Below are 14,152 nucleotides of genomic sequence, written 5' to 3'. Positions count from 1 at the left end.
TATGAGCCATAACCTTGCCCGACTGCCCCAGGAAGAGAAAGACAAAATCAATGTCGATTTGGCGGCCGCGGGCGTGGCGTTTAAAGAGCGCTATAACATGCCGGTGGTTGCCGAAATGGTTGCGCAGGAGCAGCCCGAAGCACTGCGCGACTGGTTCCGCCAGCGCCTGATGCACTATCGCCAGGCGTCACTCAGCCTGTCGCGCCTGCCTTATGAACCGAAGATGAAATCATGATGTTTCGCGTTATCGATACCGAAACCTGCGGCCTGCAGGGCGGTGTGGTCGAAGTCGCCTCTGTGGATGTGGTGGATGGGCAGATTGTTAATCCCATGAGCGATCTTATCCTGCCCGACCGTCCGATCAGCCGGCAGGCGATGGCGGTGCATCGCATTACCGAAGCGATGGTGGCCGGTAAACCGACCATCGAAGAGGCGATCCCACGCTATTACGGCAGTGCTTTTTATGTGGCGCATAACGCCAGCTTTGACCGCCGGATGCTGCCGGAGATGTTCGGTGAATGGATCTGCACGATGCAGCTGGCGCGTCAGCTCTGGCCGGGCATTAAATATGGCAACCAGGCGCTGCGCCATTCGCTGAAGCTGGATGTGACGCCCCCTGCCGATCTGCATGCCCACCGCGCACTCTATGACTGCTATGTCACGGCGGCGCTGCTGATCCGCATCATGGAGACCTCTGGCTGGAGCGCGTCGGAAATGATTGTCCGTTCACAACCGGCAGCCCAGCGCGACGACATCCTGCCGTTCGGCAAATATCGCGGCCAGGCAATCGCGGTGATTGCCCGCAAGGATCCGGGCTACCTGAAGTGGGTGCTGGATAATGTCACCGATCTGCGCCCGCCATTGCGACAGGCGCTACGAAAATACCTGACCGAGCCTCAGTAATCCTGGGCTGGCGGCAACGTGCCCTGCGCCAGCCCCAGCAGGAAGGTATATTCCATCGCGATCCCCTCGTAGGCTTTGTAGCGCCCCGACTTACCGCCGTGCCCGGCATCCATATCGGTGCAGAGCAGCAGCAGGTTATTGTCGGTTTTCAGCGACCTCAGCTTCGCCACCCATTTCGCTGGCTCCCAGTACTGCACCTGCGAATCGTGCAGTCCGGTAGTAACCAGCAGATGGGGATAGGCTTTCGCCTCCACGTTATCATAAGGGCTGTACTGGCGGATGTAGCGGTAGTACGCCGGATCGCTGGGGTTGCCCCACTCGTCATATTCGCCGGTCGTCAGCGGGATCGACTCATCGAGCATCGTCGTGACCACATCCACAAACGGCACCTGCGCCACGACCCCGTGAAACTGCTGGGGTGCAAGGTTAATCACCGCGCCCATCAACAGGCCGCCCGCGCTGCCGCCCATCGCATAGAGCCGTTCAGGATGGCCGAAGCCGCGCGCCACCAGCGCCTCTGTCACCTCAATAAAATCGGTGAAGCTGTTCATTTTGTTGAGCAGGCGGCCACCGTCATACCACTGCTGCCCCAGCTCGCCGCCGCCACGCACCTGGATAAGCGCATAGACAAAGCCGCGATCCAGCAGGCTCAGGCGGCTGACGCTGAAATCGGCGTCCATGCTGCTGCCGTAGGCACCGTAGCCATAGACCAGCATCGGGTTCTGTCCCGGCTGATAATGTTTACGGTGATAGACCAGCGACACCGGGACTTCAGTGCCGTCGCTGACTTTGATCCAGTGATGTTCGCTTTTGTAATCGTCTGCGTTAAAACCTTTTACCGCGCTCTGTTTCAGGATGCGCCGTTCGCCGGTGTCCATATCCAGCTCGAACAGCGTGGTCGGCGTCGTCATGGATGAGTAGCCGTAGCGCAGTTTGCTGGTGCGCGGCGAGGGGTTGTAGGCCAGCCAGGTGACATAGGTCGGATCGTCAAAGGCGATGCCGCTGGTTTCGCCGCTGGCCCAGTTGATCTGCCGCAGGCTGGTTAAGCCACGCTGACGCTCCTCCACCACCAGCCAGTCGCGGAACAGCTGAAAATCTTCCATTACCACCGATTCCCGCGCCGGGATCAGCGTCTCCCAGCGCGACTCATCCAGATAACGGCTGCGGTAGAGCCCGAAGTTTTTGCCTTCCCGGTTAGAGCGAATAAAAAACTGGTGATCGTAATGGTCGATGCTGTACTCATGACCGCGACGGCGTGGCAGAAAGACATGCGGCAGCGCATCGGGAAAGTTCGCGTCAATCAGCTGAATTTCGCTGGTGTTGGTGCTGTAGAGCGCGATCAGGATGAACTGCTTGGAGGTGCTCTTATGCACGCTGAGATGATAGGTATCATCCTGCTCTTCATAGACCAGCTGGTCATCCGACTGCGGCGTGCCCAGTTCATGACGCCAGACCTGATAGGAGAGCAGGGTCTGCGGATGCTTGCGCACATAGTAGACGGTGCGCGAATCGTTGCCCCAGGCAAAGCTGGAAGAGGCGTTGCTCAGCACCTCAGGATACCAGCTGCCACTCTCCAGATTGCGGAAGCGGATGCCGTACTGACGTCGCGACAGAAAGTCTTCCGCCAGCGCCATCAGACGATTGTCCGGGCTGATATGCAGCGCGCCCATGGTGTAGAACTCGCTATGCGAGGCACGCTGGTTGGCGTCCAGCAGCAGGCTCCACTCCCCGGATTCGTCGCTCGCGGCGGGCTGACGGTAATAGGCCGGATATTCGTTACCGCTCTGATAGCGGCTCTGATAGCGGTAGCCATTTTTTACATAAGGCACCGAGTGATCTTCCGGGGGCAGCCGATCGATGATCTCTTTTAATACCCGATCCTGCAGCGGCTGCTGCGACGACATGATCTGTTTGCCGTAATTGTTCTCGGCGCGCAGGTAATCAAGGACTTCGCTGTTTTCACGTTTGTCGTCGCGCAGCCAGTAGTAGTTATCAATGCGCGTCTCGCCGTGCAGCGTCATCTCATGAGGAATTTTTTTTGCGATGGGAGCTTTCATCCATCTCTCTCCGTGAACGTCATGATCTTTAAGCGTAACACTTCAGCAGCCGGAAGCCAGAGGCGGGATAGCAGGGTTACGCTGGCGGGGGCGATAGCCTGCCCCGCCAGCGGTTGGTCAGCGGAAATTAACCGGCGGGGAGTCGGGCTTTCTCTTCATTGAGATCCTGCTGAATGCCGTCGCGGACATCCTGCGGGATTTTCAGGGCGTCGCCCAGCGCAGAGAGATAGCTGCGCTCCATAAAGTGATCGATGTCGATAGCTGCACAGCTCAGGAAATAGAGCTCCAGCGCCTCCTCCTCATTTCTGACATCGGCGGCCAGCCACTGCGGGTCGAGCGGGCGGTTCATCGCCCTCTGGATCAGCTGTTCCGCCTCCTGACCGTAACCGGACTGATGAATATTCTGTTCGATGGCGGCGCGCTCCTGATCGTCAATGTGCCCGTCGCTTTTGGCGGCAAACACCAGCGCCGTGACCAGGCGTTCAGCTCGTTTATCGATCGGCGTCTGCGCCACCCCAAAGTCAGGTTCGTTCTGGTGCGCTTCGCTGACCCGCTGCTTATATTTGCTCCACAGCACTGCGCCTGCGGCGGCCCCACCGCCAATTATCAGGGCTTTGCCACCATATTTCGTCAGCAGCTTTCGCGACGATTTACTGGCGACCAGCATCCCGGCCAGACCGCCCAGCGCACCGGGCGCGAGCATATCGCTTAAGCTGCCGCCCGCTTTACCCTCGCCCTTTTTTGCCAGCACGGACTGAATCTGTTGCAACCAGTTAGTCATCATCCACTCCTTTTACAGTGTCAGCCTGCTATCCTGGCGAAACGGATGTCAGGAAACGTCAGAGCGGGAAAAGTAAGGCAAACGGCAGCGTGACCAGGAGGAAGGATGAGAACGCAAACGTTTTCGTTTATACTGCGGCCGAATTCTGACTGCTTAGGTGAATGTATGACAACTCTCGGAACCGCGCTGCGCCCGGCAGCGACGCGCGTGATGTTATTAGGTTCAGGTGAACTGGGAAAAGAGGTGGCGCTGGAGTGTCAGCGTCTGGGGGTAGAGGTGATCGCGGTGGATCGTTACGCCGATGCGCCAGCGATGCACGTCGCGCATCGCAGCTATGTGATCAATATGCTCGATGGCGCAGCCCTGGCCGCGCTGATTGCAGAAGAGAAACCTGACTTTGTCGTACCGGAAATCGAGGCGATCGCCACCGATATGCTGGTTGAGCTTGAGCAGCAGGGTCAGCGCGTCGTGCCGACCGCCCGTGCCGCCCGGCTGACGATGAATCGCGAGGGCATCCGTCGTCTGGCCGCCGAAGAGTTATCCCTGCCGACCTCCCGCTACTGCTTTGCCGACAGCAGGGCGAGCTTCGATGACGCCGCCGCTGGAATCGGCTTCCCCTGTATCGTGAAGCCGGTCATGAGTTCATCCGGAAAAGGCCAGAGCTTTATCCGCGACGCCAGCCAGCTTGATCAGGCGTGGGAGTATGCGCAACAGGGTGGCCGCGCCGGTGCCGGTCGCGTCATCGTCGAAGGCGTGGTGAATTTCGACTTTGAGATCACCCTGCTGACCATCAGCGCGGTTGACGGCATTCATTTCTGTGCGCCGATTGGTCACCGTCAGGAGGATGGCGACTATCGCGAATCCTGGCAGCCGCAGCAGATGAGCGATGTGGCGCTGCAGCGGGCGCAGGATGTGGCCGCGCAGGTGGTGAAGGCGCTGGGCGGCTATGGCCTGTTTGGCGTTGAGCTGTTCGTCTGCGGTGATGAGGTGGTCTTCAGCGAAGTGTCGCCACGTCCTCACGACACCGGGATGGTGACGCTGATTTCGCAGGATCTGTCAGAGTTTGCGCTCCACGTCCGGGCATTTCTCGGTCTGCCGATTGGCGGGATCCGCCAGTATGGTCCGTCCGCGTCCGCCGTGATCCTGCCGCAGCTGACCAGCCAGAACGTACAGTTTGTGAATGTGGAAGCGGCGCTGGGCGCGGGTCTGCAACTGCGCCTGTTCGGTAAGCCGGAGATCAGCGGGCAGCGTCGTCTGGGCGTTGCGCTGGCCAGCGGTGACAGCACCACTCAGGCGCTTGCGCGTGCGGTTGCCAGCGCAGCGGCGGTCACCGTTCAGGAGTAACGGTGTGCGGTGAGCCGAAGCTCACCGCCATCACTTACTTCGCGCCCTCGACCGCTTCGCGGGCCAGGCGGGTGATGCGATCCCAGTCGCCCGCTTCCAGCGCGTCGTTTGGCACCAGCCAGGAGCCGCCGATACACAGTACGCTTTTCAGCGCCAGATAGTCGCGGTAGTTCGCAGGCGAGATACCGCCGGTCGGGCAGAAACGCACCTGCGGGAAAGGTCCGCCAATCGCCTGCAGCGCCTTCACCCCGCCATTCGCTTCCGCCGGGAAAAACTTGAACTCGCGCAGACCGTAATCCATGCCGGTCATTAATTCAGAGACGGTGCTGATCCCCGGGATCAGGGGAACCGATCCCTCGACGGCGGCTTTCAGTAACGATTCGGTCACGCCAGGGCTGATGACAAACTGTGCACCCGCATCGGTAACTTCCTGCAGCTGCTGCGGGTTGATGACCGTGCCCGCGCCCACGATCGCCTCCGGCACCTCTTTGATCATCGCACGTAAGGCATCCATGGCGACGGGCGTGCGCAGCGTGACTTCCAGCACTTTAACGCCGCCCGCCACCAGCGCCTTCGCCATCGGCACCGCATGTTCCAGTTTATTGACAACGATGACCGGCACCACAGGTCCGGTGGTCAGAATCTGTTCAGCACTCATTTTCCAGTTTTTCATCAGTTCCCCTTGCTTGATAACACCGGGATTGCGGCCCGGTCATGGAGCATCCGCTCCTGCCCTGTAAGTTGCGTCACTACCATACATGATCCCCTTCCTGAGCGTCTATCATCCTGCCGCCATTTTGAAACAGCAGTTCACTTTTCTCTCTCCGGCGGGCTGACGCAGGGCGAAAAAAAAGCCCGCGTTGCGGGCTTCATCATGACGTGGGTTATTCAAACTCGTTCCACGAGCGACCATCGCGGGTGATCATCGCGACCGAGGCCACCGGGCCCCAGGTGCCCGCCTGATACGGTTTGGAGGAGTCGCCATCGGCAGCCCAGGCGTTGATAATGGAATCCACATAGGTCCATGCGGCTTCCACCTCATCACGGCGGACGAACAGCGCCTGAATACCCCGCATACTCTCCAGCAACAGACGCTCGTAGGCATCGGCCAGATGTGACTGGTTAAAGGTCTCGGAGTAGCTCAGGTCCAGCTTGGTGGTCTGCAGTTTGTGCTTATGATCCAGACCCGGCACTTTGTTCAGGATTTCGATATCCACCCCTTCATCCGGCTGCAGACGGATCGTCAGCTTGTTCTGCGGCAGCTCAGAGTAGGAATCCTTGAACAGGTTCATCTCCGGGTTTTTGAAGTACACCACGACTTCGGAGCATTTGGTCGGCAGACGCTTACCGGTACGCAGGTAGAAGGGTACGCCCGCCCAGCGCCAGTTGTCGATATCCACCCGAATCGCCACAAAGGTCTCCGTTGAGCTGGACTTATTGGCCCCCTCTTCTTCCAGGTAGCCCGGCACTTTTTTACCCTGCACGAAGCCCGCGGTGTACTGACCACGAACGGTTTTCTCGCGCACGTTGGTCTGGTCGATACGGCGCAGCGAGCGCAGCACTTTGACTTTCTCGTCACGGATGCTGTCGGCGCTGAGATCGGACGGTGGTGACATGGCGATCATGGTCAGGATCTGCAGCAGGTGGTTCTGGATCATGTCGCGCATCTGACCCGCTTTGTCGAAGTAACCCCAGCGGCCTTCGATCCCCACCTCTTCTGCCACGGTGATCTGCACATGGTCGATGGTGCGGTTATCCCAGTTGTTGACGAAGATAGAGTTAGCAAAGCGCAGCGCCAGCAGGTTCAGCACGGTCTCTTTGCCAAGATAGTGGTCGATACGGAACACCTGGCTCTCATCAAAATATTCGCCAACGCTGTCGTTGATCTCCTGCGACGTTTCCAGTGAGGTGCCCAGCGGCTTCTCCATGACCACACGCGCCGGCTTCGCATTCAGCTTCGCGGTGCCCAGCCCCTGACAGATCGCGCCAAAGGTGCTTGGCGGCATCGCAAAGTAGTTAATGGTGGTGCGGTTCTTCTGGTCCAGCATCTTGCCCAGTTTCGGGAAGTGCGTGGTGTCGTTGACATCGAGGTTGCAGAAGTCGAGACGATTGCTGAGTTTGTCCCACAGCGCTTCGTCAATCTTCTCCTTCATGAAGGTTTCCAGTGCTTCACGTACCACTTTGGTGTATTCCGCTTTGTCCCATTCAGCACGGCCCACCCCAATAATGCGGGTTTCAGCGTGGATCTGACCCGCTTTCTCTAACTGATACAGTGAAGGCAACAGTTTACGGCGTGCAAGATCGCCTTTGGCACCGAAAATCACCAGATCGCATGCCTGGGCTGTTTGTGTTACCGCCATTTTCCTCTCCTCATTGCAGGATAGTCCGGTGGGGATGCATCCTCTGCCACCGGGTCCAGGTTATTATTTTACTGAGCACACTCTACTTTTTTCCCCGCGCCAGGTAAACCGACTCGCCGGGTCAACCGCATTAACTCTGTACCGGATAAGCGCAGTGCGTGTGATGACCCGTGCGGATGGCCGTTTTTTTCTGTTTCTGCTGGTGTCAGGAAAATCTGACGCGGGTCAAAGTATCTCAAATCAGCAGCCATTCGGCTTGTCCGCCGTTGCGCTTGCCGGCTGCTGACGCGATATAGTCTCTGTTATTCCGCAGCGACGACAGTGATAATTGAAATTGATAAAAGTGATGATGGTCATTGCCTTATGAATATGCTGGAAAAGATTGAGGCGCAGTTCGCTGCGCTGAGCAAAGCGGAACAGAAAGTCGCCCGGCAGATTCTGGCCGCGCCACAGGCAGCGATGCACTCCAGCATTGCGACGCTGGCGCGGGAAGCCTGCGTCAGCGAACCCAGCGTGAATCGCTTCTGCCATCGGCTGGGCGCACGCGGCTTTCCCGACTTCAAACTGCATCTGGCGCAGAGCCTGGTAACAGGCAGCAGCTGGGTCAGCCGGGGCGTGGCAGACGATGATGACGCAGAGAGCTATAGCCACAAAATCTTCGACTCGGCGCTGGCCGGGCTGCAGCAGGTGCGGGATCAGCTGAACAGCGTCCATCTGCAGCAGGCGGTCACCCGGCTGGCGCAGGCCGACAAACTCGCCTTTTTTGGTCTGGGTGCTTCCGGCGTGGTGGCGCATGACGCTTTTACAAAGTTTCTGCGCTTTAATCTGCCGGTCATCTGGTCGGACGATATTGTGATCCAGCGCATGAGTTGCATAAATAGTCGAGCCGGTGACGTTTTTGTTCTTATTTCGCATACTGGGCGCACAAAAAATATGATAGAACTGGCTCGCCTGGCCCGTGTAAACGGTTCCACCGTTATTGCCATCACCTCTCCCGATTCACCCCTGGCCCGTGAAGCAGCGATCGCTTTAGTGCTTGATGTACCGGAAGATACTGATGTCTATTTGCCGATGGTATCGCGCCTGGCCCAGCTGACCGTGATCGATGTTCTGGCGACCGGTTATACCCTGGAACGGGGAGCGCCCTTCCGGGAAAACCTGAAACGCGTGAAAGAAGCGTTGAAAGCGTCGCGTTACGAAAAGCCCACACTGCGGGAAGAGGATGAGCAGCAAAAAAATTAACATCACATTTACAATGTGAGTCGTATCACAACCCGTCGATCATATAGAATAGATAACCATGTTGTGTCCTCCCACCGGGACACGCTTAAATGTTTACGGAGTCCTCGATGTCAAGACGTCTCAGAAGAACCAAAATCGTTACAACCCTCGGCCCGGCAACCGATCGTGATAATAACCTCGAAAAAATCATCGCAGCTGGCGCGAACGTTGTACGACTCAACTTCTCTCACGGCACACCGGAAGATCATCAGCTACGTGCCGATAAAGTGCGCGAGATCGCCGCAAAACTGGGGCGCCATGTCGCCATCCTCGGTGACCTGCAGGGCCCGAAAATCCGCGTGTCGACCTTTAAAGAAGGCAAAGTTTTCCTGAATATCGGCGACCGTTTTCTGCTGGATGCCAGCCTGGGTAAAGGCGAAGGTGATAAAGAGCGCGTCGGTATCGACTATAAAGGGCTGCCGGAAGATGTGGTGCCGGGCGATATCCTGCTGCTGGATGATGGCCGCGTGCAGCTGAAAGTGCTGGAAGTTCAGCAGATGAAGGTTTTCACCGAAGTGACCGTAGGTGGCCCGCTGTCGAACAACAAAGGTATTAACAAGCTGGGCGGCGGTCTGTCGGCGGAAGCGCTGACTGAGAAAGATAAGGCGGATATCATCACCGCTGCGAAGATTCAGGTCGATTATCTGGCCGTCTCCTTCCCACGCTGTGGCGAAGATATGAACCTGGCACGCCGCCTGGCGCGCGAAGCGGGCTGTGACGCGAAGCTGGTCGCTAAAGTGGAACGTGCCGAAGCGGTCGCGACGCAGGAAGCGATGGATGACATCATTCTGGCCTCCGACGTGGTGATGGTGGCGCGTGGCGATCTGGGCGTTGAAATTGGCGACCCGGAACTGGTCGGCATCCAGAAAGCGCTGATCCGCCGCGCGCGTCAGCTCAACCGCACCATTATTACCGCCACGCAGATGATGGAGTCGATGATCACCAATCCGATGCCTACCCGTGCCGAAGTAATGGACGTGGCGAACGCCGTGCTGGATGGCACGGACGCGGTCATGCTCTCCGCGGAAACCGCAGCGGGCCAGTATCCGGCGGAAACCGTCTCGGCGATGGCGAAGGTTTGCCTGGGCGCAGAGAAGATCCCCAGCGTTAACGTCTCCAAGCACCGTCTGGATGTACAGTTCGACAACATCGAAGAGGCGATCGCGATGTCCTCGATGTACGCCGCGAACCATCTGCAGGGCGTCACAGCGATCATCACCATGACCGAGTCGGGCCGTACCCCGCTGATGACCTCACGCATCACATCGGGCCTGCCGATTTTTGCCATGTCACGCCATGAGCGCACGCTGAACCTGACCGCGCTCTACCGTGGCGTTACGCCGGTCTTCTTCGACAGCAACAACGATGGTGTCGCAGCGGCCCACGATGCGGTTAACCTGCTGCGCGACAAGGGCTTCCTGGTGTCCGGTGATCTGGTCATCGTGACGCAGGGTGATGTGATGGGTGCGACCGGCACCACCAACACGTCGCGTGTACTGCGAGTGGATTAATTGAGCCCGGGTTGACAGTGTCAGTGTAGAATCAATAACGCGACTGCCTGGCAGTCGCGTTTTCTTTTCTGACAAGGAGGCCAGATGGCCCGTTTTCACCCCATCAGCCAGCTTACCGGCCGAATTTTGCTCTTCCCTCTGGCGTTAGTGCTGTTCGAATTTGCCACCTATATTGCGCATGACATGATCCAGCCGGGTATGCTGATCGTCACCCGCGAATTTTCCGTCGGCCCGGAATGGGTCTCTACCTCCCTGACCGCCTATCTGATTGGCGGCGTGGTGCTGCAATGGCTGCTCGGCCCCCTCTCTGATAAATATGGCCGTCGTCCGGTGATGCTCTCCGGCATCCTCTTCTTTGCCGTTGCCTGCATCCTGACCCATTGGGTCAGCTCGATTGAAGAGTTTGTCACTCTGCGCTTTATTCAGGGCATCAGCCTCTGCTTTATCGGCGCGGTGGGTTATGCGGCGATTCAGGAGGCATTTGATGAGGCACTCGCGGTGCGCATGATGGCGCTGATGGCCAACGTCGCGCTGCTGGCTCCGCTGGCTGGCCCGCTGGCCGGTGCCGCCTGGCTCACCCTGGGCAGCTGGCGCAGCATGTTCTGGCTGTTTGCCGCCTGCAGCGTGGTGGCGTTTGTGGTGCTCTGGCGCGTGATGCCGGAAACCGCCGGCGACCGCAGTCACTCTATCGCCCTGCCCAATCTGGCACGTAACTATGGGCGGCTGATGAAAGATCGGCTGGTGATGTCCGGCTCCTTTGCCATCGGGCTGGTATTTATTCCGATCCTGACCTGGGTGGCGCTTTCCCCGGTCATCCTGATGCATGACGAGGGATTATCCCGCATGCAGTATGCTCTGCTGCAGCTGCCGGTATTTATGGCGATGATTGCGGGCAACCTGACGCTGAGTAAGCTGGCGGGTCGGGTGCCGATTGAGCGGCCGGTGATCTTCGCCGCCTGGCCGATTCTGATCGGCCTCACACTGGCGCTGGTGGCGAGCCTGCTCAACAGCCACGCCTGGCTGCTGGTGACGGCCGGGCTGAGCCTCTACGCCTTTGGCGCGGGGATGGTCAACGCCGGGCTCTATCGCCTGACACTCTACGCCAGTCAGGAAGGTAAAGGCAGCGTGGCGGCAATGCTGGGGATGATCAGTATTCTGACGCTGGCGGTGGGGATTGAACTGGCGAAGAGCGGTTACTTCAGCGGCGGTATGCTGTGGTTCTGCCTGATTAACTTTATCAGCGGCGTGCTCTGGTTCGGGCTGGTGAAGCTGTTTATGCGCGAGCGTAAACGCCGCAGCACGCTGGAGGCGTTGTAACACTGCGCGCAGCGTGGTGTGACGGGCGTAGAGGACGGGAGGCCAGGGAGACAGCGTCAGCTCCGTGGCCGGCACGCTCTCCTGTTCTCTGCGTTTCTGGTTGTTCGCCGGACGCGGTCGACTGAGCGAGAATAAAAAAGGCCGCTTATGCGGCCTTTCTGCTATTAGCGCGGATAGAGCTCTTTGCGCGAATAGGGTTCGATATCACCCTCTTTGCGGGTCTTGAGCAGCTTCAGTATCCAGGTGTACTGCTCGGGATGCGGACGGACAAACACCTCCACTTCCTCATTCATCCGGCGCGCCAGCTGGCGATCGTCGGCTTCCAGCAGGTCATCCATCGGCGGACGCACATAGATCTCAAGTTTATGTGTTTCGCTGTTATAGACCGGGAACAGCGGCACCACGCGGGCGCGGCACACCTTCATCAGTCGGCCGACTGCAGGCAGCGTCGCTTTGTAGGTCGCGAAGAAATCGACAAACTCGCTGTGCTCTGCGCCGTGGTCCTGATCGGGCAGATAGTAGCCCCAGTAGCCCTGCCGAACCGAGCTGATGAAAGGTTTAATCCCGTCATTACGGGCATGCATCCGGCCGCCAAAGCGACGACGCGCGGTGTTCCAGGCGTAGTCCAGCAGCGGGTCACTCTGATTGTGGAACATCGCGGCCATTTTCTGGCCTTCTGACGCCAGCAGCATGGCGGGAATATCCACCGCCCAGCCGTGTGGCACCAGGAAAATCACATTCTGCTGGTCGGCCTTCATCTGATCGATGATCTCGCGGCCGTGCCACTCCACGCGCTCACGGATGCGCGCCGGATCGCGCAGAACCAGCTCGGTCATCATGGTCATCGCCTGCGGCGCGGTCGCAAACATCTCATCGACCACCGTGGCACGCTGCGCCTCGCTGAGTTCCGGCAGACAGTAATAGAGGTTAATCAGCGCACGGCGACGTGCCCCTTTTGCCAGCTTACCGGCAAAGCGGCCTAAACGGCCCAGCAGCGGATCACGTACTTTTGGCGGCAGATAAGCCAGTCCGGCCAGCGCACCAATTGCCAGCCAGCTGCCCCAGTATTTAGGTTTCAGAAAAGAACGTTCAAAAACGGGAATAAATTCAATGTTATTTTTTTTACGGGTTTCCATGCACTCGCCTCAAGCAATGAGCGGCTAATGATAGTGACCACCTGAAAATTTGCAATCATCCTGCGCCAGATAGCAAAAAACCGACGGTAAACCATCGGTTTTCTGGCGAGCTGACGAATCTGCTTACTTCAGGCCGAGCTGAGGCAGCCAGGATTTCACCTGGGCCAGATAATCGCTGCGCGCTTTGCCCGTCAGACCTTCCATACGTGGAAGTTTAGCTGTTAACGGATTCACCGCCTGATTATTGATCCAGATTTCAAAATGTAGGTGCGGCCCGGTTGAGCGTCCGGTGTTTCCTGACAGACCAATTCGGTCGCCACGCTTCACCTTCTGGCCAGGCTTCACCAGCACTTTCTTCATATGCATATAGCGCGTCATGTACTGACGGCCATGACGAATCGCCACGTAGTTGCCGGCAGCACCGCCATTTTTCGCCACGACGATCTCGCCATCCCCCACGGCCAGTACCGGCGTGCCGATTGGCAGGGCAAAGTCGACGCCTTTGTGTGGCGCAATACGCCCGGTGACCGGATTAAGACGACGCGGATTAAAGTTCGATGAAACCCGATACTGCTTCACGGTCGGGAAACGCATAAAGCCACGCGCCAGACCGGAACCGCTGCGGTCGTAGAACTTGCCATCTTCGGCACGGAAGGCGTAGTAGTCTTTACCACCGCTGCGCAGGCGGACGCCCAGCAACTGGCTCTGCGCACTCTTTCCATCCAGCATTTCGCGTGACATCAGTACGCTGAACTGGTCGCCTGCACGGAGCTTACGGAAATCCATCTGCCACTGCAGCGCCTTAATGACACTGCTGGCTTCGGCACCTGTCAGCCCGGCACGCTGCGCGCTGGCCGCGAAACTGCCACGCACTTCGCCCTGCATCACGCTGTTACGCCACTCACCCTTCTGCATCTCGGCGCTCATCGTAAAGCCGCCTTTCGGGTTGCGTTCATAAGTGCGGGTTTCGCGGCGGGAGATCTCCCAGCTCAGGGTTTTCAGGCCGCCATCATCATCCAGCGTCCAGCTCAGTTGCTGACCGACCTGCAGATTACGCAGATCGCGATCGCTCACCACCAGCGCATTAATGTCGCCAATGTCGATGCCATACTGATTCAGGGCACTGCTGAGCGTGTCACCGGAGGAGACGGTATAGTCGTGGACGCCTGCGGTGTCCGGCACGTCGGTGTCGACATCATCTGCTGGCAACTCTTCGTCCGGTTCCGGTGTGCTCTGATCGATTGGCTCACTGGCTTCCGGCAGCAGCGTACGAAGTTCGTTTTTATCCAGGTCGATGGTTTTGACGACAGGCGCCACGTCATCGGTGGGATGGTAAACATAAGGCCGCCAGACAGCGACGGCCAGAGTAACAACGGTTAATGAACCCAGCATAACGCGGTGGGGGCGCGGCAAATTGTTAAATGCGAGGGCGACAGAGCGGGCTATCTGCTGCACTTTTACC

At 58.4% G+C, this 14,152-nt stretch carries 12 protein-coding genes; 6 read left to right on the top strand and 6 right to left on the bottom strand.

From position 1 onward, the window contains the following. Position 1: 1 nt before the first annotated feature. Both ACNY69_RS07900 and exoX read left to right on the top strand, forming a co-directional pair. On the top strand, positions 2-235 hold the full coding sequence (locus ACNY69_RS07900; protein WP_111139805.1) for a DNA polymerase III subunit theta: 234 nt from the start codon (positions 2-4) through the stop codon (positions 233-235). Next, positions 232-903 (top strand): exodeoxyribonuclease X, encoded by a 672-nt coding sequence (exoX, locus tag ACNY69_RS07895; RefSeq protein WP_199560001.1) that lies wholly within the window; start codon positions 232-234, stop codon positions 901-903. Before ACNY69_RS07900 ends, exoX begins: the two co-directional genes overlap by 4 nt. On the opposite strand, the gene ACNY69_RS07890 is transcribed toward exoX, so the two are convergent. Together ACNY69_RS07890 and ACNY69_RS07885 are read right to left on the bottom strand one after the other, a co-directional pair. Continuing rightward, positions 897-2,960, bottom strand: coding sequence for a prolyl oligopeptidase family serine peptidase (locus tag ACNY69_RS07890; protein WP_111139771.1), 2,064 nt, complete (start codon positions 2,958-2,960; stop codon positions 897-899). The genes exoX and ACNY69_RS07890 overlap by 7 nt on opposite strands. Before the next feature lie 127 nt (positions 2,961-3,087). After that, positions 3,088-3,741: a tellurite resistance TerB family protein gene (locus ACNY69_RS07885; RefSeq protein WP_111139772.1), complete on the bottom strand. Its 654-nt coding sequence runs from the start codon at positions 3,739-3,741 to the stop codon at positions 3,088-3,090. A 165-nt stretch (positions 3,742-3,906) separates the two neighbouring features. Between ACNY69_RS07885 and purT the strand changes: the two genes are divergently transcribed. After that, on the top strand, positions 3,907-5,085 hold the full coding sequence (gene purT / locus ACNY69_RS07880) for a formate-dependent phosphoribosylglycinamide formyltransferase (protein WP_418797831.1): 1,179 nt from the start codon (positions 3,907-3,909) through the stop codon (positions 5,083-5,085). A gap of 34 nt (positions 5,086-5,119) precedes the next feature. Here the strand turns inward: purT and ACNY69_RS07875 are convergent, their stop codons facing one another. Then, positions 5,120-5,758, bottom strand: coding sequence for a bifunctional 4-hydroxy-2-oxoglutarate aldolase/2-dehydro-3-deoxy-phosphogluconate aldolase (locus ACNY69_RS07875; protein ID WP_418797829.1), 639 nt, complete (start codon positions 5,756-5,758; stop codon positions 5,120-5,122). A 211-nt stretch (positions 5,759-5,969) separates the two neighbouring features. Further along, positions 5,970-7,445 carry a glucose-6-phosphate dehydrogenase gene (gene zwf / locus ACNY69_RS07870; protein WP_111139774.1) on the bottom strand — a complete coding sequence of 492 codons (1,476 nt, stop codon included), beginning with the start codon at positions 7,443-7,445 and terminating at the stop codon, positions 5,970-5,972. 363 nt (positions 7,446-7,808) lie between these two features. On the opposite strand from zwf, the gene hexR reads away from it, so the two are divergent. From hexR to ACNY69_RS07855, 3 genes are all read left to right on the top strand, one after another. Next, positions 7,809-8,687, top strand: a complete 879-nt coding sequence (gene hexR / locus ACNY69_RS07865; protein WP_293771301.1) for a transcriptional regulator HexR — start codon at positions 7,809-7,811, stop codon at positions 8,685-8,687. A gap of 107 nt (positions 8,688-8,794) precedes the next feature. Continuing rightward, positions 8,795-10,237, top strand: coding sequence for a pyruvate kinase (gene pyk, locus ACNY69_RS07860; RefSeq protein WP_111139775.1), 1,443 nt, complete (start codon positions 8,795-8,797; stop codon positions 10,235-10,237). Between the two features lie 84 nt (positions 10,238-10,321). Continuing rightward, on the top strand, positions 10,322-11,554 hold the full coding sequence (locus ACNY69_RS07855) for an MFS transporter (protein ID WP_111139776.1): 1,233 nt from the start codon (positions 10,322-10,324) through the stop codon (positions 11,552-11,554). A 164-nt stretch (positions 11,555-11,718) separates the two neighbouring features. Here the strand turns inward: ACNY69_RS07855 and lpxM are convergent, their stop codons facing one another. Together lpxM and mepM are read right to left on the bottom strand one after the other, a co-directional pair. Continuing rightward, entirely contained in the window at positions 11,719-12,690 is a 972-nt protein-coding gene (gene lpxM / locus ACNY69_RS07850) for a lauroyl-Kdo(2)-lipid IV(A) myristoyltransferase (protein ID WP_418797826.1), read from the bottom strand. 123 nt (positions 12,691-12,813) lie between these two features. Beyond that, the gene (gene mepM / locus ACNY69_RS07845) at positions 12,814-14,145 is read right to left on the bottom strand and encodes a murein DD-endopeptidase MepM (protein ID WP_111139778.1); all 1,332 of its coding nucleotides are present in this window, start codon (positions 14,143-14,145) and stop codon (positions 12,814-12,816) included. Between the last annotated feature and the right edge of the window lie 7 nt (positions 14,146-14,152).

The organism is Pantoea graminicola, from assembly GCF_048452665.1.
GTDB lineage: Bacteria > Pseudomonadota > Gammaproteobacteria > Enterobacterales > Enterobacteriaceae > Pantoea.
The sequence above is the reverse complement of the archived record's forward strand: the minus strand, read 5'-3'. Positions and strand labels throughout refer to the sequence as shown.

What these genes read in the sequence shown, in the direction of transcription:
- ACNY69_RS07900 (WP_111139805.1), top strand. Translation starts at nt 2, where the DNA reads ATGAGCCATAACCTTGCCCGACTGCCCCAGGAAGAGAAAGACAAAATC.
- exoX (WP_199560001.1), top strand. Translation starts at nt 232, where the DNA reads ATGATGTTTCGCGTTATCGATACCGAAACCTGCGGCCTGCAGGGCGGT.
- ACNY69_RS07890 (WP_111139771.1), bottom strand. Translation starts at nt 2,960, where the DNA reads ATGAAAGCTCCCATCGCAAAAAAAATTCCTCATGAGATGACGCTGCAC.
- ACNY69_RS07885 (WP_111139772.1), bottom strand. Translation starts at nt 3,741, where the DNA reads ATGACTAACTGGTTGCAACAGATTCAGTCCGTGCTGGCAAAAAAGGGC.
- purT (WP_418797831.1), top strand. Translation starts at nt 3,907, where the DNA reads ATGACAACTCTCGGAACCGCGCTGCGCCCGGCAGCGACGCGCGTGATG.
- ACNY69_RS07875 (WP_418797829.1), bottom strand. Translation starts at nt 5,758, where the DNA reads ATGAAAAACTGGAAAATGAGTGCTGAACAGATTCTGACCACCGGACCT.
- zwf (WP_111139774.1), bottom strand. Translation starts at nt 7,445, where the DNA reads ATGGCGGTAACACAAACAGCCCAGGCATGCGATCTGGTGATTTTCGGT.
- hexR (WP_293771301.1), top strand. Translation starts at nt 7,809, where the DNA reads ATGAATATGCTGGAAAAGATTGAGGCGCAGTTCGCTGCGCTGAGCAAA.
- pyk (WP_111139775.1), top strand. Translation starts at nt 8,795, where the DNA reads ATGTCAAGACGTCTCAGAAGAACCAAAATCGTTACAACCCTCGGCCCG.
- ACNY69_RS07855 (WP_111139776.1), top strand. Translation starts at nt 10,322, where the DNA reads ATGGCCCGTTTTCACCCCATCAGCCAGCTTACCGGCCGAATTTTGCTC.
- lpxM (WP_418797826.1), bottom strand. Translation starts at nt 12,690, where the DNA reads ATGGAAACCCGTAAAAAAAATAACATTGAATTTATTCCCGTTTTTGAA.